27 protein-coding genes are annotated in these 26,587 nt (G+C 59.4%); all 27 read left to right on the top strand.

Annotated elements, in window-relative coordinates; all coding sequences use genetic code 11:
- The first annotated feature begins 8 nt into the window (after positions 1 to 8).
- Positions 9 to 674, top strand: coding sequence for a ParB/RepB/Spo0J family partition protein (locus tag CU669_RS15170; RefSeq protein WP_112146193.1), 666 nt, complete (start codon positions 9 to 11; stop codon positions 672 to 674).
- Positions 671 to 838, top strand: a complete 168-nt coding sequence (locus CU669_RS21395) for a hypothetical protein (protein ID WP_161539673.1) — start codon at positions 671 to 673, stop codon at positions 836 to 838. The genes CU669_RS15170 and CU669_RS21395 overlap by 4 nt, the downstream gene beginning before the upstream one ends.
- Positions 838 to 1,284 (top strand): VRR-NUC domain-containing protein, encoded by a 447-nt coding sequence (locus CU669_RS15165; RefSeq protein ID WP_112146191.1) that lies wholly within the window; start codon positions 838 to 840, stop codon positions 1,282 to 1,284. Before CU669_RS21395 ends, CU669_RS15165 begins: the two co-directional genes overlap by 1 nt.
- Positions 1,281 to 1,478, top strand: a complete 198-nt coding sequence (locus CU669_RS15160) for a hypothetical protein (RefSeq protein ID WP_112146189.1) — start codon at positions 1,281 to 1,283, stop codon at positions 1,476 to 1,478. Before CU669_RS15165 ends, CU669_RS15160 begins: the two co-directional genes overlap by 4 nt.
- On the top strand, positions 1,475 to 2,110 hold the full coding sequence (locus CU669_RS15155) for a hypothetical protein (RefSeq protein WP_112146187.1): 636 nt from the start codon (positions 1,475 to 1,477) through the stop codon (positions 2,108 to 2,110). The genes CU669_RS15160 and CU669_RS15155 overlap by 4 nt, the downstream gene beginning before the upstream one ends.
- A complete protein-coding gene (locus CU669_RS15150; RefSeq protein ID WP_112146185.1) occupies positions 2,107 to 3,963 on the top strand; it encodes a bifunctional DNA primase/helicase in 1,857 nt (618 codons plus the stop codon). The genes CU669_RS15155 and CU669_RS15150 overlap by 4 nt, the downstream gene beginning before the upstream one ends.
- A complete protein-coding gene (locus CU669_RS15145) occupies positions 3,960 to 4,304 on the top strand; it encodes a dATP/dGTP diphosphohydrolase domain-containing protein (RefSeq protein ID WP_112146183.1) in 345 nt (114 codons plus the stop codon). Before CU669_RS15150 ends, CU669_RS15145 begins: the two co-directional genes overlap by 4 nt.
- A gap of 24 nt (positions 4,305 to 4,328) precedes the next feature.
- The gene (locus CU669_RS15140) at positions 4,329 to 4,718 is read left to right on the top strand and encodes a terminase small subunit-like protein (RefSeq protein ID WP_205119468.1); all 390 of its coding nucleotides are present in this window, start codon (positions 4,329 to 4,331) and stop codon (positions 4,716 to 4,718) included.
- Positions 4,708 to 6,174 (top strand): terminase, encoded by a 1,467-nt coding sequence (locus tag CU669_RS15135; protein ID WP_239988733.1) that lies wholly within the window; start codon positions 4,708 to 4,710, stop codon positions 6,172 to 6,174. The genes CU669_RS15140 and CU669_RS15135 overlap by 11 nt, the downstream gene beginning before the upstream one ends.
- Before the next feature lie 137 nt (positions 6,175 to 6,311).
- Entirely contained in the window at positions 6,312 to 6,554 is a 243-nt protein-coding gene (locus tag CU669_RS15130; protein ID WP_112146181.1) for a hypothetical protein, read from the top strand.
- Between the two features lie 2 nt (positions 6,555 to 6,556).
- Positions 6,557 to 6,781 (top strand): hypothetical protein, encoded by a 225-nt coding sequence (locus tag CU669_RS21155; RefSeq protein WP_146747747.1) that lies wholly within the window; start codon positions 6,557 to 6,559, stop codon positions 6,779 to 6,781.
- A 2-nt stretch (positions 6,782 to 6,783) separates the two neighbouring features.
- Positions 6,784 to 6,984 carry a hypothetical protein gene (locus CU669_RS21150; RefSeq protein WP_146747746.1) on the top strand — a complete coding sequence of 67 codons (201 nt, stop codon included), beginning with the start codon at positions 6,784 to 6,786 and terminating at the stop codon, positions 6,982 to 6,984.
- Positions 6,981 to 8,642 (top strand): portal protein, encoded by a 1,662-nt coding sequence (locus CU669_RS15125; RefSeq protein WP_112146179.1) that lies wholly within the window; start codon positions 6,981 to 6,983, stop codon positions 8,640 to 8,642. The genes CU669_RS21150 and CU669_RS15125 overlap by 4 nt, the downstream gene beginning before the upstream one ends.
- A gap of 1 nt (position 8,643) precedes the next feature.
- The gene (locus CU669_RS15120) at positions 8,644 to 8,949 is read left to right on the top strand and encodes a Bbp19 family protein (RefSeq protein WP_112146177.1); all 306 of its coding nucleotides are present in this window, start codon (positions 8,644 to 8,646) and stop codon (positions 8,947 to 8,949) included.
- Between the two features lie 51 nt (positions 8,950 to 9,000).
- Positions 9,001 to 9,726 carry a hypothetical protein gene (locus tag CU669_RS15115; RefSeq protein WP_112146175.1) on the top strand — a complete coding sequence of 242 codons (726 nt, stop codon included), beginning with the start codon at positions 9,001 to 9,003 and terminating at the stop codon, positions 9,724 to 9,726.
- Positions 9,727 to 9,784: 58 nt separating this feature from the next.
- A complete protein-coding gene (locus tag CU669_RS15110) occupies positions 9,785 to 10,807 on the top strand; it encodes a major capsid protein (RefSeq protein WP_112146173.1) in 1,023 nt (340 codons plus the stop codon).
- 33 nt (positions 10,808 to 10,840) lie between these two features.
- Positions 10,841 to 11,311: a Bbp16 family capsid cement protein gene (locus CU669_RS15105; RefSeq protein ID WP_112146171.1), complete on the top strand. Its 471-nt coding sequence runs from the start codon at positions 10,841 to 10,843 to the stop codon at positions 11,309 to 11,311.
- Between the two features lie 7 nt (positions 11,312 to 11,318).
- Positions 11,319 to 11,501: a hypothetical protein gene (locus tag CU669_RS15100; RefSeq protein WP_112146169.1), complete on the top strand. Its 183-nt coding sequence runs from the start codon at positions 11,319 to 11,321 to the stop codon at positions 11,499 to 11,501.
- A 46-nt stretch (positions 11,502 to 11,547) separates the two neighbouring features.
- Positions 11,548 to 11,874, top strand: coding sequence for a hypothetical protein (locus CU669_RS15095; protein ID WP_112146166.1), 327 nt, complete (start codon positions 11,548 to 11,550; stop codon positions 11,872 to 11,874).
- A gap of 88 nt (positions 11,875 to 11,962) precedes the next feature.
- The gene (locus CU669_RS15090; protein ID WP_146747745.1) at positions 11,963 to 12,655 is read left to right on the top strand and encodes a hypothetical protein; all 693 of its coding nucleotides are present in this window, start codon (positions 11,963 to 11,965) and stop codon (positions 12,653 to 12,655) included.
- Complete coding sequence (locus CU669_RS15085) at positions 12,652 to 15,003, top strand: ubiquitin-activating E1 FCCH domain-containing protein (protein WP_112146162.1); 2,352 nt, start codon at positions 12,652 to 12,654, stop codon at positions 15,001 to 15,003. The genes CU669_RS15090 and CU669_RS15085 overlap by 4 nt, the downstream gene beginning before the upstream one ends.
- Positions 15,000 to 15,923 (top strand): GNAT family N-acetyltransferase, encoded by a 924-nt coding sequence (locus CU669_RS15080; RefSeq protein WP_112146160.1) that lies wholly within the window; start codon positions 15,000 to 15,002, stop codon positions 15,921 to 15,923. Before CU669_RS15085 ends, CU669_RS15080 begins: the two co-directional genes overlap by 4 nt.
- Positions 15,916 to 16,365 (top strand): hypothetical protein, encoded by a 450-nt coding sequence (locus CU669_RS15075; RefSeq protein WP_205119467.1) that lies wholly within the window; start codon positions 15,916 to 15,918, stop codon positions 16,363 to 16,365. The genes CU669_RS15080 and CU669_RS15075 overlap by 8 nt, the downstream gene beginning before the upstream one ends.
- Before the next feature lies 1 nt (position 16,366).
- Complete coding sequence (locus CU669_RS15070) at positions 16,367 to 16,912, top strand: virion core protein, T7 gp14 family (protein WP_112146158.1); 546 nt, start codon at positions 16,367 to 16,369, stop codon at positions 16,910 to 16,912.
- Positions 16,912 to 19,305 carry a hypothetical protein gene (locus CU669_RS15065; protein WP_112146156.1) on the top strand — a complete coding sequence of 798 codons (2,394 nt, stop codon included), beginning with the start codon at positions 16,912 to 16,914 and terminating at the stop codon, positions 19,303 to 19,305. The genes CU669_RS15070 and CU669_RS15065 overlap by 1 nt, the downstream gene beginning before the upstream one ends.
- Before the next feature lie 3 nt (positions 19,306 to 19,308).
- Positions 19,309 to 25,098 carry an LPD3 domain-containing protein gene (locus CU669_RS15060; RefSeq protein ID WP_112146154.1) on the top strand — a complete coding sequence of 1,930 codons (5,790 nt, stop codon included), beginning with the start codon at positions 19,309 to 19,311 and terminating at the stop codon, positions 25,096 to 25,098.
- 85 nt (positions 25,099 to 25,183) lie between these two features.
- Positions 25,184 to 26,587 carry a hypothetical protein gene (locus CU669_RS15055; protein ID WP_112146152.1) on the top strand — a complete coding sequence of 468 codons (1,404 nt, stop codon included), beginning with the start codon at positions 25,184 to 25,186 and terminating at the stop codon, positions 26,585 to 26,587.

Raw genomic sequence — 26,587 nt, 5'->3', positions numbered from 1 at the left:
AGGCATCAATGTATAAGCCGCATCCTTACGCCCAAATATTCCCGTTGATGTCGAAGGAGGATTTCTCCCGTCTTGTCGATGACATTCGTGCCAACGGCCTGCGAGATCCGATCACCGTCACTTCGGACGGGTTCATTCTAGATGGACTGAATCGCTACGCTGCTTGCACCAATAGCACAGTAGAGCCGAGGTTCGAGATCTATGACGGACAGCAAGATGGAATGTTGGCATTCGTCCTGTCCAAGAACCTCGCCCGGCGCCACCTGACCGAGTCCCAGCGTGCGGCTGTAGCGGCCAAGTTGGCGAACCTTGAACATGGGGACAACCAGCATACGAAAGAGGAGCCGCAAATTTGCGGAACCTCACAGGCAGATGCCGCCGCCATGCTCAATGTGTCAGAGCGCAGCGTTAACGCCGCCAAGAAGGTACAGAAGGCCGACCCGGCGCTATTCGCCAAGGTCGAGAGCGGAGACATTGCCGTCAGTCGCGCCGAGAAGATGGTCCGCGTTCATAATATCATCGAGGAAAAGGCACCGCTTGATGAAGACGATGTGAACACCATCCAGTTCAACGCCTTGATGAATGCTTGGAACAAGGCTGGCATCGAAGCCCGTCGCCGGTTCATGGATGCCATCGACACGCCAGTATTCGACAAGACGAGGGCGGCATCATGAGCAATCGAGATCCCAAGACCGGGCGCTTCAAGCGTGATGACGCGCCGATCCTGTTCGAGGATGTCCCCCAGCATTGGATCGACGATGACGAACCGGAGCGTCGTGCGCTCTATGTTGTCATCGCCATCATTCTCGGCCTGATCGTTCTGTATCAGGTGCTGTGATGCTGAAGCTTCGCCCGGAACTTGCGGCATCGACGGCGGCTCGGAAGGCTAGGTCCAAGGGTTCGCCCGAGGACCGGCTTCACCGTGCTGTGGCGTCCTATCTCAGCCTCGCCCTGCATGATGACGAGTGCCTGTGGTGGCATTGTCCCAACGGGGAATACCGCTCGCCCAAGACCGCGGCGAAGCTGAAGGCGTTCGGCGTCCGTCCTGGCGTTCCTGACATCTGCCTGATCCTGCCGGGCGGCACCGCTGGTTTCATCGAATTGAAGGCAGAGAAGGGCGTGCTGTCTCCCACACAGAAGGCATTCAGCCTTCGCTCAAATTCAATTGGCGCCAAGTGGGCCGTCTGCCGGTCGCTGGAAGAAGTCGCCATCACGCTGAACAACTGGGGCGTCCCACTTCACGCCACCCTATTCAACAATCAGATCTGCAAGAGGCTAGCATGAAGATCTTCGGATTTATCAGCTTGGCTAATCGTCGCCGTCAACAGGTAACGCCGTTACCGGCTCCGGTCGAATGCCCGCCCACCCAGGCTGTCAACAAGCGGCGCTCTGGTAACTACGTCACCGTCCATCGTCTGCTGTTGGCCGAAACTGGCATGGATCTTCCTGCCGTCAAGAAGATGGTGGGTGTCCAATGAGCATACGCATCAAAGATTGGGCCAAGTTCCAGCACTTCAAGGACCGTCGCCCGCCTTGGATTAAATTGTACCGCGACATTCTCGACGATCCCGAGTGGTTTGCGCTCGATCCCGAGGCGTCGAAGGCGCTTGTTATGCTGTGGCTTATAGCTTCTGAGACAGATGGATATCTGCCTGATATCAAGAAGATATCATTCCGTCTCAGGATTTCGGACGAAAAAGCTAAGTCATTGATTTTGGCTCTGTCTCACTGGCTGGAACATGATGATATCACCGTGATATCACCGCGATATCAAGATGATGCACCAGAGGGAGAGACAGAGAGAGAGACAGAGAAAGAGAGAGAGGGAGAAGACGGCGTTCCGCCCGCGCTCCCTCAGATCGGAAAAAAGGGGTCGAGGTTTCCTGACGGCGCATGTCTGACGGTTGAGCAACGGGACTTCGCTTCCCGTGAAGGCATCGCTGACCCTGACCGCGAATGGGCAAAGTTTGGCGACTACTGGCGTTCGCAGCCTGGGGCCAAGGGCGTCAAACTGGATTGGCCTGCCACATGGCGGAACTGGGTGCGCCGGTCATCGGAAGACAGCAAGCCGCGCCATCAATCCAATTCCTACGCAGCGGGGATGCTATGAACGACATCACCGAAATCAAGCGGGCGCTGCTCGGTCGCGCCAAAGCCGTGGCGGAACATCTCCTGCCGCATGGCGTCCTCGACGGCCGTGAGTGGTGCGTCGGTTCCGTTCGCGGAGAACCCGGCAAAAGCCTCAAGGTCTGCGTGAAGGGCGAGAAGGCCGGACTGTGGACTGACTTCGCTGAAGGCGGTGAAGGCGGGGATCTGCTCGACCTGTGGTGCGCCGTCAAGGGCAAGCGCCTCGCCCAGACCCTTGACGAGGTCCGCACCTTTCTCGGCGTCGAGCGTCCGCGGTTCGAGCGCACCGAACGGACATACCGCCGCCCGGAAGCACCGAAATGCCGGACACCTCAGTCAGATGTTTTAGAATACTTACAAACTGAGCGGAAACTGACACTACAGGCGATTAAAGCTTACAAGGTTGGCGAGGTAGGGAGGACGATTGTTCTGCCGTCTATGACCCCTTGCGGCGCGATTGCGGGCATAAAATATCTGGGTGTTGATCGGAACAACGGGAAAAAGCAAGTTCGGGTCGAAGCCGAGTGCGAACCGACGCTGTTCGGGTGGCAAGCCATCGACGCCAATGCCCGCGACATCGTCATCACCGAGGGCGAGATCGACGCCCTGACCATGTGGGATTATGGCTTCCCTGCATTATCGGTTCCGTTCGGTGGTGGAGGCGGCAACAAGCAGCAGTGGATCGAGCATGAGTTCGACCGGCTGGCGCAGTTCGAGAGGATCTATCTGGCGCTCGACACTGACAAAGAGGGCCAGATCGCCGCGGCTGAGATCTCGGCGCGTCTCGGTCGTCATCGCTGCTTCAACGTCACGCTGCCGTTCAAGGATGCGAATGAGTGCCGGGTGAATGGCATCAGTGCGGGCGTCATCGCGGATTGTTTCGCGGCGGCTGAGACACTAGATCCGGCAGAATTGTGCCGGGCGGGCAAGTTCACTGATGATGTCATCGGCCTGTTCCATCCTGACACTGGACTTGGTGAGCCTGGACTGCCGCTGCCGTTCTCGCGTCTTGACGGCAAGCTGCGCTTTCGCCCTGGCGAGTTGACCGTCTGGACCGGATCGAGCGGTCACGGAAAGTCCCAGGTGCTGTCCCATGCTGCTGTCCATTGGGGCAAGCAAGGCGCCAAGGTCTGCATCGCCAGCTTGGAGATGGCACCGCGGCAATTTCTCAAGCGCATGGTTAAGCAGGCTGGCAACGTGGATCGGCCCACTATCCCGTACATCCGTCACATCATGGGCTGGATGGACGAATGGCTGCTGGTCTTCAATTTAGTCGGCAAGTCCGGCGTCACGCATATCCTCGAGGTCTTCGATTATGCTCGCGCTCGGTATGGCTGCTCCGAGTTCGTCATCGACAGCCTGATGCGGCTCGGCGTCGGATCTGAGGATTACGAGGGGCAGGAAAAGGCGGTGTTCGAGATCGTCAACTGGGCTGTCAGTCGGGAAGTCCATGTCCATCTCGTCGCCCATAGCCGCAAGGCAGACAAGGACAGCAAGGGCGCACCACCCGAGACGGAAGACATCAAGGGCGCGTCCGAGATCGGCTCCAACGCCTTCAACATCATCAGCATCTGGCGCAACCGGAAGCTCGAGGACGAACTGAAGGGCGCTATCGAAGCCGCCGAACGTGGTGATGCCGCCGCCAAGCTCAAGGTCGCAGATCTGGAAGGGGCGCCGGGCGTCGTCATCAACGTGGCGAAGCAGCGCAATGGCGATTGGGAAGGCAAGTGCGGTCTGTGGTTCAGCCAGACCACCTACCAGTATCGCAGCCGGGACGATAGCCCGATGGGGATCAATTACATGGGGCGAGGCCCAATAATGGAGGCAGCAGAATGATCGGAGATACCGTCGAGACGCAGACCACCGGACCGCTCGAGGCCCGCAAGGACGATGACGGCAAGTTGTCGTATTCCCTGCTGCCGCCTGACGCCCTGGCAGAACTGGTCGCCGTCTACAATCTGGGCGCCCGGAAATACTCCCGCGGCAATTGGGCCAATGGCATGGAGTGGCACCGCGTCTTCGATGCCATGCAGCGTCATTCGTGGGCGTTCTGGAATGGACAGAACGTTGACCCTGTTGACGGGCAGCATCACCTAGCATCGGTCGCATGGGCTGCGCTCACGCTTATCGCTTATCAGAAGCGCGGGATCGGAAAAGATGATAGGGTGTCAACTTAGGTTGACAGTGGATAGGGAAAGGCCATGAGGACCAAAATAACCAACGAACAGATCACGGCTGTCCTCGGCGGGATCGAGTCCGGCCTCGGACTGCGGACTGTCTGTCGTGATTTGGGAATTGAAGAAGCTGGCTTCAGACGGCTGGTGACGAATGACCATGAAGGGTTAGCGTCGCGTTACGCGCATGCGCGAGAGGTCCGCGCTGACGTGATTGCCGAGGAAATCATCGACATTGCCGACACCGCCGAGGATGCGAACATCGCACGTCTTCAGATAGATGCCCGCAAGTGGTACGCGGGGAAAGTCCGTCCTAAGGTCTACGGCGACAAGATCCAGCAAGACGTGACGATGGACGTGTCGGACAAGCTGGCCGAACGATTGGACGCGGCGAAGGCGCGGCTTAATGATGCGTGATGCCAAGGGCGAACTGCATGACTTTCTTGCGTCCTGCGTTCATGACCCCCTGAGATATGTCATCGGAGCCTATCCTTGGGGGATAGGAGATCTGGCGGGGTCGGATGGACCGAGGGAATGGCAGGCCGACATACTCGGCACCATTCGCGGCCATCTGAAGAACAAAGATACCCGGCACGAGCCATTGCGGATTGCGGTAGCGTCCGGCCACGGCATTGGCAAGTCGGCATTGATTTCGCAGATTATTAATTGGGCGATGGGAACGGCTACAGACTGCAAGGTGGTTGTCACGGCCAATACCGAGGCGCAGTTGCGGACCAAAACATGGCCGGAAGTGAGCAAATGGCAACGCCTAGCCATTGATGCCGACCACTTCACCCCAACGGCCACCGCCGTTGTGTCAACAATGCCGGGCAGGGATAGGTCGTGGCGTTGCGATGCTATCCCGTGGAGCGAACATAACACCGAGGCCTTTGCCGGATTGCACAATCAGGGGAAGCGTCTTGTCCTGATTTTTGATGAGGCGTCAGCTATCGCAGATCGTGTGTGGGAGGTTGCCGAGGGAGCGATGACCGACGAGGGGACCGAGATCATATGGATTGCGTTCGGAAACCCGACGAGGGCAAGCGGTCGCTTCCGAGAGTGCTTTCGGAGACATCGGAAGCGGTGGAACTGCCGTCAGATTGACTCGCGCTCTGTGGAGGGGACAAACAAGGCGCAACTTGAAGCGTGGGCCGAGGACTATGGCGAAAACTCCGATTGGTACAAAGTCCGTGTGAAGGGAGAGTTCCCTTCGATGTCTGTCCGGTCACTGATTGGTGACGATGATGTAGCCGCGGCGTTCGGAAGGCATCTCCGAGATGAGCAATTCGACTTTGCCCCAAAGATTATCGGCGTTGATCCGGCGTGGTCAGGCGATGACGAGTTTGTCATCTATCTGCGGCAAGGCCTCATGTCGAAGCTATTGGGGAAATGGTCAAAGAACGACAACGATGTTGTGATGGCGGGCATCATCGCCAAGTTCGAGGACCAGTACAAAGCGGATGCGGTCTTCATTGATGGCGGATATGGAACCGGCATTGTTTCTGCCGGGCGAACTATGAACCGCACATGGCAACTCGTTTGGTTTTCTGCCAAGCCGGAAGATCTGGGGTGCCTTAATAAGCGGTCCGAGATGTGGGTGAAGATGCGGGATTGGTTAAAAGAAGGCGGGGCTATCGAGCCGGATGACCAGTTGCGTGAGGAATTAACCGGCGTTGAGACGGTCCCAAGGCTTGACGGAAAGATACAGCTAGAGAGCAAAGAGGCTCTAAAGGCGCGTGGCCTTCAGTCGCCAAATCGGGCTGACGCTCTTGCCATCACCTTCGCCTATCCCGTTGCCATGAAGCTTCAGCCTGGCGATTACGGGTTCGGGAAAACAGATAGGTGCACAACCGAATACGATCCATATGAATGATAAGTTTCCACATGGAAAGCTGCTTTCCACATAATTGTTGTGTCAACCTCTGTTGACGGCTATATGTAGTGCCACCAGCGTCGTGATGACGCCGGTCTTCCCAGTGCGGCAGACGTGCCGACAGATGGAGATCAATCGTGGCTCTGATCTACGATTACACCGCCGCGAAGGCGTACTCCGACCAGCTTGGCCTGACCTGGGCTGATGCTTGGCTTCCCGCCATCGACAAGACCTTTGCCGACAATGGCCTGACCCAGGCCCAAGTCGATGTCGCCCTGCGCGAGTGGTCCTGGCGCATCAAGTGGATCTTCACCCCGTCCAATTATTCCAAGTGGCAGCGCATCAAGCTGGCCGCTCACTTCCTGTTTGGGAGGATCTGACCATGTGCATCGGTGGCGGCGGCGGAATGCCTGCTCCTCCTCCTCCTCCCCCGGCTCCGGTCCCGGCTCCGATGGCGGCGGATAATGGCGTGCAGAACGCTGCATCGGATGCCAAGAAGAAGGCGGCTGCTGCTGTCGGCGCATCTCAGATGAATGCCACCGGCCCGCAAGGCCTGACAACGCCAGCCGATACCACCGGAACCGGCAAGTCTCTGTTGGGAGGCTGACCATGTGCATGTTCGGTGCAGGCTCAAACCCCATCGGTGGAATGGTCCCGGGAGATCCGGTCGGCAGCATGATTGCCGACAAGGTGGCGCCGGAACCTGTGAAGGCTGCGCTCGACGCGCCGAACAAGATCATGGGCGCGGTGTCTGGCGACAAGAACACCGGCAATGGCCTGCTCATCAATAAAGATGGGTCAACGGCATGATCGCCCCGTGCATCGACATGCGCATCTATTTCGACAAGCGTCTTGTGGCGCTGCGGAGTGAGCGCACGTCTTGGCTGACGCATTGGATGGACCTGTCCAAGTTCATCACTCCCCGCCGTGGTCGCTTCCTCGCCACCCAGAACCAGGGCAATCGTGGCGCGTCGAAGACCAGCAACATCATCGACAGCACGGCCACCCATGCCGCCCAGGCTCTTGCCGCGGGCATGCAGTCTGGCATCACCAGCCCGACCCGTCCTTGGTTCCACCTGACCATCGAGAATGAGGACAGCGAGAGCGGCCCCGTCCATCTGTGGCTTGATGAATGCCACCGTCGCATGCTGGCCGTCCTGTCCGACAGCAATGCTTATAACGCGCTGCATACCGCCTACGAGGAATTGGGCGTGTTCGGCACTGCCTGCATCGTGGTCGAGGAAGACGATGATGACGTGATCCGGGTGCAGACCCTGACCGTTGGCGAATACATGCTTGGCAACAACAAGAAGGGCGTTGCTGATAGCCTCTATCGCGAGTTCACCATGACGGTGGGTCAGGTGGTCGAGCGGTTCGGCTATGACAACTGCTCGGTGGCGGTGAAGTCGCTCTATGACCATCAGGGTCAGGACCGCGAGGTTATCATTGGCGCTGCGGTCGAGCCGAACACCGGGCGGTTCAAGCATCCCCTACTGAACAAGAAGGCCTTTCTCTCGGCCTATTGGGAGATGGGGCAGCGCACGGACGAGTTCTTGGAACTGAAGGGCTATGACGAACTGCCGTTCATGGCGTTCCGCTGGCGCACCTTGTCCAATGAGCCTTATGGCGAAAGCCCTGGCATGGCCTGCCTGGGCGACGTGAAGGCGCTGCAAAAGATGCAGTTGAAGTCGGCCCAAGCCATAGACAAGCACGTCGATCCGCCGATGGTCGCTTCGGTCGATATGAAGAATGAGGCTGCCTCGCTTCTGCCCGGCGGCATCACCTATGTCCCGAACCAAAGCCAGGTCGGGTTCAAGCCCGCCATCGAGATCCAGCCCAACATCCAGGGCATCGAGGCCAAGATCGCGGAATGCCAGAAGCGCATCAAGACTATGTTCTATGAGGATCTGTGGCTGATGCTACAGAACATGGAAGGCGTGCAGCCGCGGAACCAGATGGAGATCGCAGAGCGCAAGCAAGAGAAGATGCTGATGCTCGGCCCGGTGCTGGAACGTCTGCAATACGAATTGCTCGACCCTCTGGTGGATCGCGTCTTCGCCATCATGCAGCGGGCCGAACTGCTGCCGGTTCCGCCCCCCGAACTGACGAGCGGCAAGATTGATGTCGAGTACGTCTCGACCTTGTCCGAGGCTCAGAAGGCGGTTGATACCGGCTCGGTCGAGCGCATGGTTGCGTTCATCGGCAACCTGGCCGGTGCGCGTCCCGATGCGCTGGACAATCTGAATGTCGATGAAACCATTGCGCTTTATGGCGACATGATCTCGGCGCCGCCCAAACTGCTGATGGATGCGGATCAGGTGGCGGCGATGCGGCAGCAGCGTGCGCAGCAGGCCCAGCAGCAGCAGATGATGCAGCAGTCGATGGCGGCAACGCAGGGCGCCAAGAACCTGGCCGATACCGATGTCGGCGGCGGCATGAATGCCCTTCAGAAGATGATGGGGGGCTGACATGAGCGATGACGCGTTCAATGCGGCTGATCCCGAGAAAGTCCAGGCCCGCACCAAGACCGAGAAGCAGAAGGCGTATGCCCGTGACCGGGCGTTTCTGGCGTTGATGAACACGCAGGATGGGCGGGCCTGGGTCTGGAACATCCTGTCTGGCTGCCAGGTCTATGGCACGTCGTTCCATCCGTCCAATGCGCAGACGGCTTTCAATGAGGGCAAGCGCAATGTCGGCCTGATCCTGATGGCCGATGTCCACCGGCTTTGCCCCGATCTCTATCCCTTGATGGTCAAGGAGGCCAACGGGGGCTGACTGCATCGAGCGTCGTGATGACGCCCGATCCCATAGAAGGAGAGAACCTTAATGTCTGACGCTCCTGTTGATGCCGCTACGCCTGTAACCGAGGCGGCACCCAGCCAGGACAACGGTCTGACCGTATCCAACATGCTGGGCGAGGCGAAAGCCGAACCGACAACCGACACCACCATCGCCACCGAGGCTGAACAGCCCGGGGAAGCGAAGGCGGCTGACGAGAAGGAAGCGGAGAAGGCGGAAGGCGCTCCCGAGGAATACACGGACTTCACCATGCCGGAAGGCTTGGAACTGAAGGCCGAGGTACTGACCGACTACAAGGCATTGGCGAAGGATCTCAACCTGACCCAGGACGCTGCCCAGAAGTTGGTCGAGTTTGGCACTACGTCGCTCAAGGAGGCTGCCGAGGCGCCTTACAAGCTGTGGGCCGATACGCAGAAGTCGTGGCAAGACGCGGTGAAATCCGATGCGGACATTGGCGGTGCCAAGCTGCAAGAGAGCCTCGCCCTGTCTGCCAAGGCCATCGACGCCAGCGTCGGTGATGCTCTGCGCGAGGGCTTGAATGTCACCGGGGCGGGCAACCACCCGGCGATGGTCAAGCATTTCACCGAGGTCGGTCGGGTCGTTGAGGCTGCGACAGCCGCCAACCTGATCTCGAAAGGCCAAGGCTTGAAGGACTTGGTCAAGGTTCTGAGCAACCCGGAGTTCACGTCGGGCAAGCCGGTAACGGCTGCTTCGCGTGACGCTGCGCACACTCTCTACCCTGACCATGCGTGAGTGACTGAAATCAACGCCCCGTCGCGATGACGGCGCATCCCATAGAAGGAACTGAAAAATGACTTCTGCTTTGACCTCCACCGCTCTGACGCTGGCCGATTGGTCTAAGCGTCTTGACCCCGATGGTAAGGTTCCCAAGATTGCGGAACTGCTGAACCAGACCAACGAGATCCTCGAGGACTGCGTTCACATCGAAGGCAATCTGCCGACCGGCCATCGCTTTACCCTGCGCACCGGCCTGCCGACCGTCTATTACCGCACCCTGAACCAGGGCGTGCCGACCAGCAAGTCCACCACCACCCAGGTGGACGAGGCCTGCGGCATCCTCGAGGCTCGTTCTCACATCGACGTGGAACTGGCGAAGCTGAACGGCAATTCCGCTGCCTTCCGTCTGTCCGAGGACAGCGGCTTCCTCGAGGCCATGAACCAGACCTGGGTCAACGGTCTGTTCTACGGCAACCCCGGCACTGATCCTCGCCAGGTTCTGGGCCTGTCCACCCGCTATTCGTCGCTGTCGGCTGGTAATGCCCAGAACATCATCGACGCTGGCGGTTCCGGTTCCGACAACACCTCGATCTGGCTGGTTGGCTGGGGCGAAGATACGGTCGCTTGCCCCTTCCCCAAGGGCAGCATGGCCGGTCTGATGCATCAGGATCTGGGCGAGGAGACGGTCTACGATAGCAACAACTACGGCTATCAGGCTCTGCGGACTCTCTACCAGTGGAAGACCGGCCTGATGGTGAAGGATTGGCGCTATGCCGTCCGCATCGCCAACGTGGACGTGTCCGACCTGGTTGGTCAGACCGGTACTCAGGCCTCCACCGCCAGCACCGCCATCATTAAGGCGATGAGCCGTGCCATTGACCGCATCCCGTTCCCGGGTCGCTGCAAGTTGGCCTTCTACGCCAACCGCACGGTCTATTCGGGCCTCAAGGTCGCCGCCCTGGACAAGTCCAATTACGCGTTGGGCATCCAGGACGCCATCACTCAGTTCGGCAATGCGTACCAGATGACCACCTTCCTGGGCATCCCGCTGCGCAAGGTCGATCAGATCTCCAACGCCGAAACCCGCGTGACCTAATCGTCATCGGCTTCTTGAAGAAGGAATACAGAAATGGCTTATCAGGACGCCCGTTTGATCGTGTCGGGCACCGCTACGGGTTCGGCCATCACCGGTCAGACCCTCACCGGCACCGATACTTCGGTCCTCTCCACCTACTCCGTTGATCTCGGCATCGCCCGCGACATCGGGGAAGGCGAGGATCTGTTCATGCGCGTCACCGTGACCACCGCTCAGACCGGTGGCACCTCGGTGGAATATCAGTGCGTTGCCGCTGATGACGCCGCGCTCACATCTAACCTCGTCGTGCTCGGCTCCACTGGTGCTCAGGCGGTTGCCGGTCTGACCGCTGGCGCCCGCTTCATCGTCGATCCGCGTCCGCTGATCGGTTCGCTGGGCAAGCGGTATATCGGCGCTCGCGCCGTGACCGTTGGCGCGGTGGCTGCCGGTGCCGCGTATATCGACTTCGGCGTCGATTTCGAGGACGGCGCCAAGTTCTACGCCTCTGGCTACACCGTCAGCTAAGGGGTGAATGATGGCGCGATACCTCACCTCTGACCCGACTTGGGTCTTCGACAAGCTGATCCCTTCCGGGGAGGAGTTTGAGGTCGATGACAACGTGCCTCCGGCCAAGTGCTGGAAGCGCCTCGACGAGCCGAAACGCCGTGGTCGCAAGGCCGAGGCTGCCGGTGAAGACGACATCGACATCATGTAGTGCCGGGATGGGGGGCTTCGGCCCCCCTGACCCGAGGAGGGATAAGATGGGAAAGACCACCAGCAGCGGCAATGAACTTGCCATCACCGTCAAGACCGGAACCTTCGCGGCCACCGGTCAGTCTACCGCTCAAGTCATGGGCGGCTACTTCAATGCGGCCCTGTACGGCACCTTCGTCGGGACGATCTCCATCGAACGTTCGTTCGACGGCGGTACCACATGGGTTTCGCTTTCCAAGGACTCGACCGGCGCGGCTGCGTCGTTCACGGCCCCGATGTCCATCGTGATCTATGAGCCGGAACAGGGCGTCAACTATCGCTTCAATTGCTCGGCCTATACCAGCGGAACCGTGAACTACCGGTTCTCGGTATGAGCGCCGTGAAGTCACCCGGCAGCGTTGCTGTCGGCATCGGTGGTGTGGGCGTCAAGCATGCGCCTCCTCCCGGCAAGAAGGTGAGCAAATGACCAGCCAGATTGACATCTGTAACCGTGCGCTCTCGATGATCGGTGCGAAGACCACCATCTCCGACTTGAGTGAAATCTCGGCGGCGGCGCAGTTGTGCAATCTGCACTATGACAACACCCGCACGTCGGTGCTGCGTGTCCATAATTGGTCATTTGCTCGGCGTCAGGCGACACTGGCGCTCTATGCCGCGGCTGCTGGAACCCCCGAGAATGCGGCTGGAACCACTCCGCTCCCGATGGTCCCGTGGCTTTACGAATACGCCTACCCCGTGGACTGCTTGCGCGTCCGTTCGGTCTACCAGCCCAACAGCCAGGCGGCGCCCATCCCGTTCATCATCTCGTCTGATGTGGACAGCGGCGGCAATGACATCAAGGTCATCCTGACCAATCAGCCGCAGGCCATCCTGATCTATACCAAGGACATCGCCAACCCGGATCTGTGGGACAATGAGTTCGCTGATGCGATGGTCGCCAGCCTGGCGTCGGATCTCGCCATCCCGCTGACCGGTGACAAGGCCATTGCCGATGGCTGCTTCAAGGCTGCCAACGCCACCGTGCTGCAAGCTCGCACCACCGACAGCACAGAGACGCCGTCCAACCGGGAGAATATCCCAGATTGGGTCGCAGTCCGTGGCTATGCCACGTCATCGTCTGCCGATAGCGGCTTCATCAATTCGGTGCTGGGATGAGCCGGAACGCCATCCAGCCATCATTCGCTGCCGGTGAACTGGCGCCTAGCCTGTATGCCCGCGTCGATCTGGCGAAGTATCACATCGGCGCCAAGCGGCTGCTGAACTTCTTCGTCCATGCGCATGGCGGCGCCAGCAATCGGCCTGGGACAGTGTTCATCGGGCGCGTGAAGGACACCGCCAATCCGGTACGGCTGATCTCGTTCACCTTCTCGACCACCCAGGCCTATTGCCTCGAGTTCGGCAATCTCTACATGCGCGTCATCATGAATGGCGGTCATGTGTTGGAGAGCGCCAAGACCATCACTGCGGCCAGCCAGGCCAATCCCTGCCAGATCACCTCGGCGGCGCACGGCTTCTCCAATGGTGACGAGGTCTATGTAACCGGCGTTGTCGGCATGACGGCGCTGAATAACAAGCGGTTCATCGTCGCAGGGTCTGCCGCCAATACCTTCACCTTGAAGGATCTCGACGGAAACGCCATCAACTCGACGGCATACGGCGCTTACACCTCGGGCGGCACGGTGGCGCGGGTCTATACCCTGACAACGCCTTATGCGGGGTCTGACCTGGCGCTACTGAAGACCACACAATCTGCCGATACCATGACCATCACCCATCCGTCCTATGCGCCGCGGGATCTGACGCGCACTGGTCATGCGGCGTGGACACTGACGAGCATCACTTTCCAGCCCAAGGTCAATTCTCCGACCGGCGCGACCATCTCTGGCGGCGCGGGATCTTGGCACTATTCGTATGTCATCACCGCCGAGACAGACAGCCCGACTGAGGAGAGCATCCCCAGCACGGCTGTGACCGGCGCGATGGCACAGTTGAACCAGAATACCGGCGTGCAGAACATCGTCACTTGGACGGCGCCAGCGTCGGGCAATACGCCGGATCGGTATCGGGTCTATAAGGCGCGTCCGTCCTACAACGTCGATCCTGCTGCCGGGACTATCTATGGCTATATCGGACAGGCCACCGGCACGTCCTTCACCGATACCAATATCGACCCTGACTTCACCCAGACGCCACCGCAGGCCAAGAACCCGTTCGCCTCGAGCAACAACCCGGGCGTGGTGGAATACTTTGAACAGCGGCGCATCTTCGCTGCCAGCACCACCGGACCTCAGACCATCTGGATGACGCAGCCGGGCAGCTATTACAACATGGACACGTCCAGCCCGTCTGTGGCGTCGGACGCCATCACCGTCACCATCGCGGCGCGTGAGGTCAATGCCATCAACTGGCTCGTCCCCATGAACAGCTTGATTGTGTTGACGGCATCGGGCGCATGGAAGGCATCGGGTGGGTCAGCTTCTGATGCCATGACGCCTTCAAATGTGGTGATGAAGCCGCAGAGTTATTCCGGGTGTAGCTCTTACTGCAAGCCAATAATCATCAATAATGATATACTGTATGTCCAAGCGAAGGGCAGCACAGTGCGAGATCTTGCGTACAATTTTTATGCCGATGTTTTCACTGGCTCGGATATGTCGGTGTTGAGCAACCACCTGTTCTTCGGTCGCACCCTGATGGAATGGGCGTATGCCGAGGAGCCGTACAAGATCGTGTGGGCTGTCCGCGATGATGGTGTCCTGCTGTCCTTCACTTATCTGAAGGAACAGGACGTTTACGCGTGGGCGCGACACAACACTGATGGGAATTTCAAGTCCGTCGCCACCGTGAGCGAGGGCGCCGAGAATGCCGTCTACTTCGTGGTCGAGCGCACCATCCCCGGCGTCAATGGCGGCAACCCGGTCAAGTATGTCGAAAAGCTACATAGCCGCAACTTCCTGACCAATGGCGCGGGCGATGTGACGCAGACGTGGTTCGTGGATTGCGGGCTGCAATACAGCGGGTCTGCGACCACCACAGTGACAGGCCTCGACCATCTCAATGGCAAGACGGTGTCCATCCTGGCTGATGGCAATGTCCAGCCGCAACAGGTGGTGAGCGGCGGATCTGTCTCGGTACAGTCGGCATCGACCACCATCACGGTCGGCCTGCCCTATACCGCCCAGCTTCAGACGCTGAACCTCGACGTGCAGGATCAGGGCGGCACTATCCAGGGCAAGCGCATGAAACTGTCGGGTGTCACTGTCCGTCTCGAGAACAGCCGTGGCATCAAGATCGGCCATGACTTCTCGACCATGTATGAGGTGAAGGAGCGGACCAATCAGCAGTATGGCACCGCCATCCCTCTGACAACCGGTGACGAGTTCATGCGTATGGGTCCGGTCTGGGATACCGATAGCTCCATCTGCATCCAGCAAGACAACCCGCTTCCCTGCACCATCCTGGGTGTCATCCCAGAAATCCGCGTGGGGGATACGCCCGGATGAAGATCGAAGTCGTCACCGCTGAAGCCTGGCATATCCCATATATCGTGGTGGGGATGCGAGAGGCTGACCGTGACGAGGTCTGGGCGTCGTCGCATGCACTGCCGATTGACGCTCTGGAACGGTCGCTGTCGGCCTCCACGATGGCATGGACGGGCATGGTCGATGGCATCCCTGTCTGCATGTTCGGCGTGGCTCCTCGCAGCCTGCTGGATGGGCGTGTCGGCGCTCCGTGGATGCTCGGTACATATGAAGTCGAACGTCATTCAAAGGCCTTCCTGCGCAGGAACAAGGCCTATGTCGCCCAAATGCTTGAGGCATATCCGGTGTTGGAAAACCATGTGGATGTCCGGCACGGCATCTCTATCAAGTGGCTGCAATGGCTTGGCTTCACCATTGGCCCGGTTGCGCCTCATGGGCCGGACGATATGCCGTTCCACAAGTTCACCATGCGGCGGCGGGTTCCTGTTGTTGTGCGGGCCTGCTCTGTCTCCGAGATCCTGGCGAATGACAATCTGCCGTCGCTGCATCAGGAGTTCGCGTCCGAGGTGGCGACGTTCGCCGCTCCCGCTCCGTTGGAGAAGATGGAGGGCTATCGGGCGCTTGAGGCTGGTGGAGGTCTGCAAGCCTATGGCGCCTTCATGGGAAGCCTGCTCGTCGGGTTCGTCATGGTGCTGGTGTCCAATGCTCCGCGCATCAGCATCCCCATTGCGGTGGCCGATGGCATGTTCGTCGGGCGCGAATACCGCAAGACCGGCGCCGGGCTGAAATTGATCCGTGCTGCCGAGGGCCATGCCCGCCAGGTCGGATCTCCCTGCCTGATGATCGGCACGCCGTCCAATGGTCCGTTGGTCAAGGTGCTGCCTGCCCTTGGCTATGACGAAACCAATCGGGTCTTCATGAAGGCGGTGCGTCATGGGTGAGCTGACCAATGTCCTGGGCGCCATGTCGGCTCTGGCCGTCGCCAATGTTACCCGGTTCGAGGACGAGGTGTTGAAACTGCCACAAGTGCAGATCGAGACGCAGCACGCCTTCCATGCCGGGATGTATGCGCGGACCATCAAGATGGCGAAGGATGTCATCCTGACGGGTGCGCTGATCCGCATCCCCACCATCCTGATTATCAATGGCGATGCGCTGGTCTACCGCGAGGATGGCCCCGTCCGCTTCACCGGTCATCACGTCATGCTCGGTGCTGCCGGTCGCAAGCAAGCCTTCGTCGCCCTGGAAGACACCTATCTCACCATGCTGTTCCCCACCGAGGCCAAGACGGTCGAGGAAGCGGAAGCGGAATTTACCGAGGATGCTGACCGGCTGATGTCGCGCAAAGACGATGCGGTGAACAGCTTTGTGATGGAGGCTTAGAATGTCCGGCAGTATCTCCGCAACAACAATCGCCTATGCGTCCATTGCAGCGACAGTGGCATCGACCGCAGCGACCATGTATGGGCAATCGCAGCAGGCAGCAGCCCAGCAAGACCAGGCCCAATATCAGGCTGCCGTCGCTCGCAATAATCAGGTCATCGGTCAGCAGAACGCCCAAGCGGCGCTCGACCAAGGCGCTGCTCAGGAACAGGTGCAGCGGCAGAAGACCAAGAACCTCGTCGGTGCGCAGCGGACGGCGATGGCTGCCAATGGCGTCGAACTGGATAGCGGATCACCGGTTGACGTGCAGTCCTCGGCGGCTTCGATGGGCGAACTGGACGCACTGACCATCCGATATAACGCTCAGAACAAGGCTAATGCCTACCTCGCCCAGGCGGGCAATTCCGGTGCGCAGGCTGGTCTGTATGACATGCAGGGCGCCAATGCCTCGAGCGCGGGTGCCATCGGCATGGGATCGTCGCTGCTGGGTGGGGCGTCGAGCCTTACGGACAAGTGGTCAACCTATCAGCAGAAAGGTGTCCTCTGATGCCGACAGTCCCCATCAATAGTGCCACCGGGTTCAATCAGACTGTCGCGCCAGAAGCGGCATTGCAGCCCACCCAGAGTATCAGCACCTCGGCGGATATGTTCGGCGCGGGCGTCGGGCAATCTCTCATTGGCGTGGGTCAGACCCTCGGGCAGACCGGCAACATGCTCGAGAAGCATGCTGTGCAGATGCAGAATGACGTTAACGTATCGTTCACAAAGGATGCGGTCCTGGCGGCAAACCAGAAGATCCAAGACCTTCTATATTCGACCAAGCCTGACAGCCCCGGCTATCTGACAACGCAGGGCCGCACCGCTCTTGATGCCCGCGCCGATACTGAGCAGAACCTGATGAAGATCAGGTCTGACGCTCTCGGCGCCATCGGCAATCCAGAAGTGAAGAAAATGGTCGATCAGGAGCTTCTGCGCCGCCTCGAGGTCGCGCAGACTTCTATCGGCTCCCATGCTCAGCATCAGCAAAAGAATTACTGGAACGAGACATCGCAGGCCACCATCCAGGCTGCCAAGTCCAACGCCATGACAGATCCGCTCAACCCCACGAACGTGGCGTCGGCGGAAAGCGACATCATGCATGAGGTGGCGCAGCAGTCTTCGCGGGCTGGCATGTCGCCCGAGATCGACCCGGCGACCGGCACCATCGTCAAGGATACTCCCGAGGCGCAGGCGTACCGTCACACTCTGTACCAGACCCATATCAGCGACATGTACACCGGCATGACCAATCGCATTGCCGACATGCCCGAGAGTTCAGGCGGTGGCGTTGACGCCGCCCGCAAGTTCTACAATTCAAACATTGCCAAGTTCACCGGCCAGGACATGGAGAAGGTCGAAAAGTCGCTGGGGCCAAAGACCGCAGCCGTTGACGCCGATGCCCTTGTCGCTTCGGTACAGAGCGGATCTCATCAGGCAGTGACCAAGGCGACGGTGCAGAGCGCCGATGCCGCTGGTGTCGATCCCAAGTTGGCGGCGACCACGATGGGCATCGAGAGCAGCTTCGGGCGAGATCCCAAGGCGGGCGCCAATGTCTATCAAGTGCAGAATGATACCTTCAAGGGTCTGGGCGGCGACATGAGCAAGCGCGGCGACCCTACCGAGGAACAGCGTGTCGGCATGCTAGCTCTCAAGAAAGCTCAAGCAGTCGCGGGCGAAGCCATCGGAGGAAAGCCTGAGAATTGGCAGACCTATCTCGTCTTTCAGCAGGGCGTAGGCGGTGGTCCGGCGCTTCTCAACGCCAAGACCGGAGAGAACGCCATCGACGTGTTGACCCCTGTTTATGGTGACAAGGGCAAGGCCACCGCCGCCATCGTCAAGAACGGTGGAACGCTCAATATGACCGCCCAGGACTTCTGCGACCTGATCCAGAAGAAATACAGCAACATCGAAGGTAATCTCGACCTGGCGAAGCAGACCGATGCCCCGACCGCTCCGGTCAATATGCCGACTGACCCTGCCGAGGCGCTGCGTCTGCGTGCGCAGCAGCTTCCGGGGCAGTTGGCTGCCATAGAAAGCTCGCCAGCCCCACAAAGGGTTAAGGACATGGCGCGGAACTCGCTGATAGCGAAGTTCAACAGTGACCGTGCGGCACTGAACGCCAGCCAGGCAGCCACCTATGAGCAGGCATATAAGGCACTGTCGCAGCCTGGCGCGAAGATGGCTGATGTGGTCAGCATGCAGAACCAGATGTCGCCAGAGCAGTGGTCGGCGTTGGGGAACTATCTGGTCGGGAAAGAAAAGGACAAGGGGTACGGCGACGGGTTCCAATCTCTGGTGCTGCGTGCCGCGTCAAAGGGGGGCGACCGTCTGACAGACCCGCAGGAAGTCTGGAAGGCGTATAGCGAAGGCCACTTGACCTATCCCGGGGCGAAGGAACTCTTGAGCGCCATAGGCACCGCGGGCAAGCCTGATGCAGCGGCAGAAAGCGACATGAAGGCCAGGGCCATCGACCAGGCCAAGACTGACCTGTCGTTCGAGGCCGACAACGGCTTCTACAAGATCCGCGACCCGAACGGCATGAAGGCGTTCAACACCCAGTTCATCCCGTCTTTTTACAAGGCCTATCAGGAAGGGCGCGACGCCGGGAAATCGCCGCATCAGCTTCTATCGCCCGATAGTCCCGACTATATCGTCGGCAAGCTGGTATCCGCCTACAAGCGGACGCCGCAGCAAATGATGCAGGACCAGATGAGCGCCAATGCGGAGGTGCCGCATCCGCAATCCGGTGTCGCGGCGAAGAAGATCGACCAGATCACTGATCCAGACGAACTAAAGCAGTGGGTGCGTGCGACCGGAAAGAAGCAGGAAGGCATCCAGCGTGCTGTCCAGCTTGGACTGATCCAGGCTCCAAAACCCGATATCGCCCCTCCGGTAAGGTGACACATGGCTGAACAACTTCAGACTGCTGACGAGTTCTTTGGCGCTGACCCTGTTCCAGGTCCGAGCGGGCCTCACCAGGATATGGTTGAGCCGGGTAACATTGACTTGGCAAAGCGGCCTCGCGTTCAGAATAGCGACGGCAGCATCAGTACTGTCAGGTCGATGTCGTTCAATGATGGCGCCAGCGAGGTTCTTGTCCCGACTGTTGTTGATGGGCGTATTGTCAGCAATGACGATGCCGTGGATCATTATAGAAAGACAGGCGAGCATCTTGGAAAATTCAGCACCGTAGACGGCGCCGATCAGTATGCCAGCAAACTGCATGAAGCTCAGGCAGCGTACTATGGTAAGCCAACTGCCGACGAGTTCTTCGGCCCCGAGCCGCAGACGCCCATTGCCGACAGCTTCGTGAAGACGATGGCTGTCCCGGCCATGAAGCTGTTGCAGGCCAAGCAGAACATTGCCGACGCCATCACAGGAGGCCTCAAGGCAGGCTTCGGAGATGACCCCATTGGCCTGACCGACAAGAGCCGGGAGGAGTTCCGCAAGGCTGGCATGTTCAAGAGCGAGCCGACCAGTTGGAACAACGTCCTTAGCAACTCCCTCAAGACCTTCAACGAGACGCTGATCGGCGGCGTTATCGCGCCTCCGCTCGATCTCGGCATCAGGACTGCCGGGGCCGTCATTGGCGGTGTCCAGGGTGGCTTGTACCAGACCGCCAAGGAATTGGGCCAAGAGCAGTTGGGCCGTGACCTGGCTGGCATCGTGGAAAGCGAAATGGGCACCTCGACCGCTCACGGCGTTCCCCATGTTCGTGATGCCGCGCCGGTGAGGGCCAGGGTTGAGCCGATGATGGGGGAACCGCACGCCATCGACGTTATTCTTCCCAAGGATGTGGCAGAAGCCCGCGCCAATGGCGTCATCGGAGAAGGTGACGCCGGGTATTTCGGTGCTGACCCGACGCCCGAGGACATGGCCGCTCGTCGTGCCGCTGCTGCCGATGTTGCGGTTCATGAAGGTACGCCCAAGCCCGATGTCCATTCATCTGTTCGGCAGATGGAACCGGAATTGATGGGGCGATGGGACGATTTGCACGCGCAGAAAGAAAGCCTTCGGTCGCAGATCGAGTCCGTCCCCGACCAGATCGACGCCCAGATCGAGGACATGCAGGCCAGGGCGAAGCGCGTGAAGCCATCTGCGGCGGCGGTTTGGGAACGCCGAATTGCCGAGATGCAGGCCAGCCGGGATGAATTGATCCAGCAGAAGCAGGCTGAACTCCGCAAGCAGCTTCTCGACGCAGATTATCAGATGCGCGACATCGGCCCCCAAGTGCGTGATGCCTATGCCCGCGCCGAGGATTGGACGGGGCCTCTAGAGGAACCGACCGCCGATCCGGTAAAGCAGGCCCCCCCCAAGCAGGAAGCCGGGCAGCCTGGTAAGATGACGCTGCAAACAATCCCGCAGCAAATCCTGATGATGGCCCGCGAGCATGGCTACGATATGCCCGCTTCGGCATTACAGGCCGCAGAGCGAGAAATGTTGGCCGAGGCCGGTATCCACCCGACGACTTTGGAAGACGGGTCGCAAGTCTACATAACCCAGCATCTGGTCGATGAGGCTGCGCGGCGCTACGCCGCAGGGGAGTGGAAACCCGGCCTCAAGTACGATGCCAGCCATATCGATAATTGGGAAAAGGCTAAGGCCGAAAACGGCCAAGAAAACGGCCAGAAAACGGCCATCCCATCGACCACCGAGGAACACCGGCAGGCCATCCGAGATGACATCTATCAGCGGCTGCTTGATGCTGGTCGCAGTGAGACGTTTGCAGGACATGAAGCGGAACTGTGGAAGGACTATTACACCCGCCGCGCTGATGCCCGCTTCGAGGGGCGGAAGGGTTCGGCCTGGGATCTGTACCAGCAGGAACGCCCCGATGTCGTCGGGCAGCGTGCGCCCAAGGCCACCACCCGCGAAATGGAGATGGCGCAGAAGGGGACGACGCTGAACCAAGATAAAGCGCCTGACAGCGAAATTGTCGCCAAAGCTACGCCAGACCGTAAAGCAGGGACATTCGCCGAGGCCAGGGAGCAGGCGGCGTCATTCGTTGGAAAGCTTCTGACAAACATAGAAACTGGGCTGGTTGCCACGGTATCAAACAACAATCTTGGGAAGATGTTAAGTTCAAAGGCTGCGAAGAAGTCTGTCTCGGAGGCCGATCACGCCCTTGCTGTGGCAAATGCAGACAAGCTGTTTAAAGTTGCAACTCTCGATGACACGCATCCTGACAAGAACGCAGAGCCTACCATTAAACATATCCAGCGATATGTTGCCCCTATGATTGGATCGAATGGCGATGTTGTTGCAGTTAAGCTGACCGTAAAAGAAACTACAGGCCCAAAAGAGCCAAACCCTATTTACTCAATTGAAGCTGTTGATGTAAGTGGGTCCGGTCTACTAGCCCCATCTGGCGATGGGATTGAGCGCGGCATCGGCGTCAAAGACGTTGCGACCTCCGCGATAGCCGGACCCTCTGAAAAGATGATCCGCGTTGCCGGTGAAGTCAAGGATGCCATCAAGCGCCTTAAGCAAACCACTCGCGGCACCGTCAGCCTTCTAGACCGGGGCCTGCACTCCCTCGTCACGCTGATGAAGGACGCGGATGCCTCTACATTCATGCACGAAAGCGCCCATATCTACCTGTCAGATCTGATGCGTGATGCTGCCGACCCGGCTGCGGCGGAATGGGTCAAGCATGACGGAAACAAGGTCTTGGAATGGCTGGGCGCGAAGGATGCAGAGAGCATCACCCGTCGCCAGCATGAGAAGTTCGCCCGTGGCTTCGAGCGGTATCTGATGGAGGGTGTGGCGCCCAGCCATGCCCTGGCCCGCGTCTTTGCCGAGTTCAAGCAGTGGCTGACGGCCATCTATGACAAGGTCGGTAAGTTGAAGGCACCCATCAGCGAGGATATCCGCGATGTGTTCGCCCGTTTCTTTAATGACACAAACGAGCGCGTCGTCGTTGCGCCAGAGATTGAAAAAAAGCCCGGATTGGCGGATATTCATGAGAGGGATGCGGAGACGACGCCGCCCCATCTGGCCGATCCGGTTGCAGATCATGTGAAGGTCGAGCGTCACGCCGATGTGGCGAAGGTTCACCCGGAGGAAAGCGATGCCATCCCAGGCGGAATTGCAGGCGAAACTGGATCAGACGCGGTCAGAAGTCCGGCACTGGACAATCCGACAGATGGACCCGTCGCACTCCCCGGAGAAGCAGGCCAAGCTGAAGGAATGGGAGAGGTCGGCCCGGGCGGAACTGACGCTGCGTCAGGCGGCACTGGATCACGCGATGCAGCAGCAGGCGGGAATACCGCAAGCCCTGGCGGAAGGACAGAACCCCCAAGCAGCGCCTCCGAGCCTTTCGGGCGGGACGACCGGCTCTTAGACAAGGCTGGTAACATCCGCCTCGATAACCTCGGAACTCCCGAGGACGTGAACCAAGTCATCCGTCAGGCTGCCGCCGAGAACGGCGATTTCACAGATGCCCGCCGTGGCGTCATCACTGATGCCGACGTAATCAGCCTGTCCGAGGCTCTGGGCATGAATGCCTTTGAGCTGAACAAGCGCAAACTTGGGCAGGCCTTCAATGCCGAGCAGATCATGGCCGCTCGCAAGTTGCTGGTTCAATCCGCAACAGCGGTGCGCGATGCCATGAAGGCGGCAGCCGAGGGCGGAGATGCCGAACTGCTCAAGTATGCAGAGATCCGCGCCCGCCATCTGATGATCCAAGAACAGGTTTCTGGCATCACCGCAGAGGCTGGCCGCGCCCTACGTGCTTTCCGCGCCATCGAAGGCATGGAAGACGCCAAGCAAATCGACATACTGCTTAAGCAGTCCGGTGTTCCAGATCTCAAGCAGTTGCGGCAAGAAGCCGAGTTCGGGGCGCAGTTGAAGACCCCGGCTCAGGTTTCGCGCTGGGTCAATTCGACCCGTGCCGCTTCATTCAAGGACATGATTGTCGAGTACTACATCAACAATCTTATCAGCGGCCCCGTCACCCATATGGGCTATGCCATTCACAATGGGTTGCTGCTGGTGTCCAAGGTTGGAGAGACGGCCCTTGCTGGCGGTATCGGTGCAGCCCGAGAAGTCATCAGCGGAAAGGAAATTCCTGACCGGGTGTATGCCGGTGAGGCTATCGCCCAAGTATTCGGCCTGATGCATGGCGGCAAGGAAGGGCTGAAGGCGGCATGGAATGGCCTGCTGTCCAACGAATTGCAGCGGCTGCCCGGTGAGACGCTGGCCGACGCCGACAACATCAACTCGCAGCATGCCTTGCAGAACCGCCAAGCGATTACCGGCGCCAATGTCAGCCATCTTGTTCATGGCATGGGTGAGAAGATCGGCCAGAATTGGGAACTGTCACCGACCGCGCAGAAGGTTTGGGATGCTGTCGGTGGCGTCGTTCGCGCCCCTGGTCGCCCGATCCAGGCGGTTCATGCCCTGACCCGCTTCATGGCCTATAGCCAGGAGGTCTATTCTCAGGCCTATCGTCAGGCTGCTGCCGAGGGCAAGTCCGGCTATGAGTTGTCCAACCGGGTGGCGCAGATCGTCAACGCCCCTCCGGTCGAGATGATGAAGTCGGCGTCTGAGACAGCCACCAACATGGCCCTGATGAAGACCCATGAGTTCGGCACCTTCGTCAATGCCCTGTCGCGGCTGTCCAATTCCAGCCTACCGGCCAAGATCGTCATTCCGTTCGTCTCCATCGTCTCTAACGTCCTGCGTGAAGGCCTGGTCGAGCGCAGTGTTGCCGGTGTCCTGCTCGACCAAGAAGTCCGCGACAATCTGATGGGCCGAAACGGAGGCGCTGCCCGAGACGCCCAGGCAGGGCGCATTGTTGTTGGCTCGATGATCAGCGCAATTGCCGTCTATGAAGTGTTGAAGGACAATGTTACCGGTGCCGGACCCGATGATCCCCGCGAGCGGGCCATGTGGATCGCAGCCGGGCATTCCCCGTACAGCATCCGTGGGGGGAACCACTGGATTAGCTTCCGTGGCGGCCCCATCGGAACACTGCTCGGCATCACCGCAGACATTGTCGAGATCGCCAAGCACTCGGATGATAAGACCTTGGGCGAGGCTGCCGGGGCAATGGTCATCGGCGTGGCGAAGGCCATCAAGGATGAAAGCTGGCTGCGTGGCGTGGCGGATCTGATGGGGGCGGTCGATAGCCCCAACCGTAATGCCGAACGCTATATCAGCCAGTTGGCTGCCAACTTCGCCGTGCCGTTCTCTGTCGGCGCCGGACAGATTACGCACTTGATTGATCCGACCATGCGCGATGCCCGGGGCGTTGTCGATACCATCAAGGCGAAGGTTCCTTTCTTGTCGAAGACCCTGCCGTCGAAATACGACATGTGGGGACAGCCGATGGAGTATTCCCGTTTCTCCCACAACAATGGCAAGCCAGACCCGATTGCGACGGAGATGGAGCGGCTTGGCATCACCATGAGCAAGTTGAAGCGCGACATCCGTGGCGTCGAGCTTACAGACCAGCAGTATGGCGATTACCAGCGCCTTGCTGGGCGGCTGACCCGCCAGGTTCTCGAGCAGACGATTAATGCACCTGGCTGGAATACGGTGTCGGATTTTGCCCGCCGCGAGACGCTGTCAAAGATCGTTACCGGCACCCGTCAGCAGGCGCAGGCGGCAATCATCGCCCAAAGCCGCGGCGGAAGTAACGACATCCTCGCCCAGGCGATGAAGAACAAGCGAGAAGCGGTCGGTCAGTAGCATCGGCGCTAGGATTTGTGCGTATTTTGCTGTAACTTCCACAACATGCAGCGTCGGATGACGCCGCGTCTCGGAGATAGAGAAGATGACGATTGCAACGTCTTCCTCGTCGGTGTCATACCAGGGCAATGGGGCGACTACCGTCTTCCCCTATGCCTTCCGCATCGACAGCGCCACCTATGCCGTCGTCACCATCACCGACACAACGGTCACGCCGAACACTGTCGCAACTCTGACCAGCGGGCAGTATTCTATCTCTGGCATCGGTGTCTCTGGCGGCGGCAACGTCACCCTGCTGACTGATCCAGCGACCGGCGCCATCCTGGCCGCTGGCAAGTATCTGACCATCCGGCGCGTGGTGCCGTATCAGCAGAACACCAGCATCGTTAATCAGGGCGGCTTCTATCCTTCCGTTATCGAAGGTGCGCTGGACTATCAGGTCGAGGTGTCGCAGCAGTTGGCCGAACAGATCAGCCGGGCGATTACAGTCCCGGTCGGATCTGGCATCGACCCGGCGACATACCTGACCACCGTGCAGACGGCGGCGACCACCGCGACAACCCAGGCCGGTATCGCCACCACTCAGGCAGGCAACGCGGCTACGTCCGCTGCCGCCGCCACCACCAACGGTGCGGCCCAGGTCACTCTCGCTGCCGCACAGGTGACGCTTGCCACAACGCAGGCGACCAATGCCGCGAACAGCGCCTCCGCTGCCGCTGCGAGTGCTGCCGCTCTCCCCAACGCCGCCGCCATCGGCAACGGCAAAGTTCCGCTGTCCAACGGCACCACCTGGACCGGGACGACTGTCGGCGTGGGCGACATGCTCAAGTCGGACAACCTTTCGGGCTTGGCGAACTACACCACGGCTCGTAGCAACCTTGGCCTCGGCACGGTCGCAACCCTCGCGCTTGACACCGACACCACGCTTGCCGCCAACAGCGACAGTAATGTGGCGACACAGAAGGCGGTGAAGGCTTTCATTGATACCAGGATCAAGCGGACGCGAGTCACTTGGACATCAGATACCGCGCTGTCGTCTTGCTCCTCTGGCGGAACCCGAGTTACTGCCGCGCAGACGTTGATAATCCCTACGAATGGAATAATCCGAATCGAGGCACCGCAGATACAGCTGAATTGGACCCAGAGCGCCAATATGTCGGTTGGGATCGGCATTGAGATTAATGGGACGACCTATTGGGGTACGGCAGTTGATAGCGTCGGCACATTCTATGCGCCCAGTCGCGTAAGTGGATCAGCATCGAACCTCGTCATCAAGGGAATGGTCGTCTCCGATAGGTCTGTTGGCACCGCTGGGAAAGGCTTTATGGGGGTCGTCCTAGACATCGGTGCTATCGGCTGTGCCACCGGCTCACAGGCTGCCTGCTATGTTCGTATGGGGCACACGGCGGACGCCCTTTACACTGATGTCGTAACCGTCAAAGGCGTAACTACAGCGGCAGTGTTTCAGATTTCCGTTGAGGGGGATTAA

Source organism: Paramagnetospirillum kuznetsovii (assembly GCF_003284725.1).
Taxonomy (GTDB): Bacteria; Pseudomonadota; Alphaproteobacteria; order Rhodospirillales; family Magnetospirillaceae; genus Phaeospirillum; species Phaeospirillum kuznetsovii.
The sequence above is the reverse complement of the archived record's forward strand: the minus strand, read 5'-3'. Positions and strand labels throughout refer to the sequence as shown.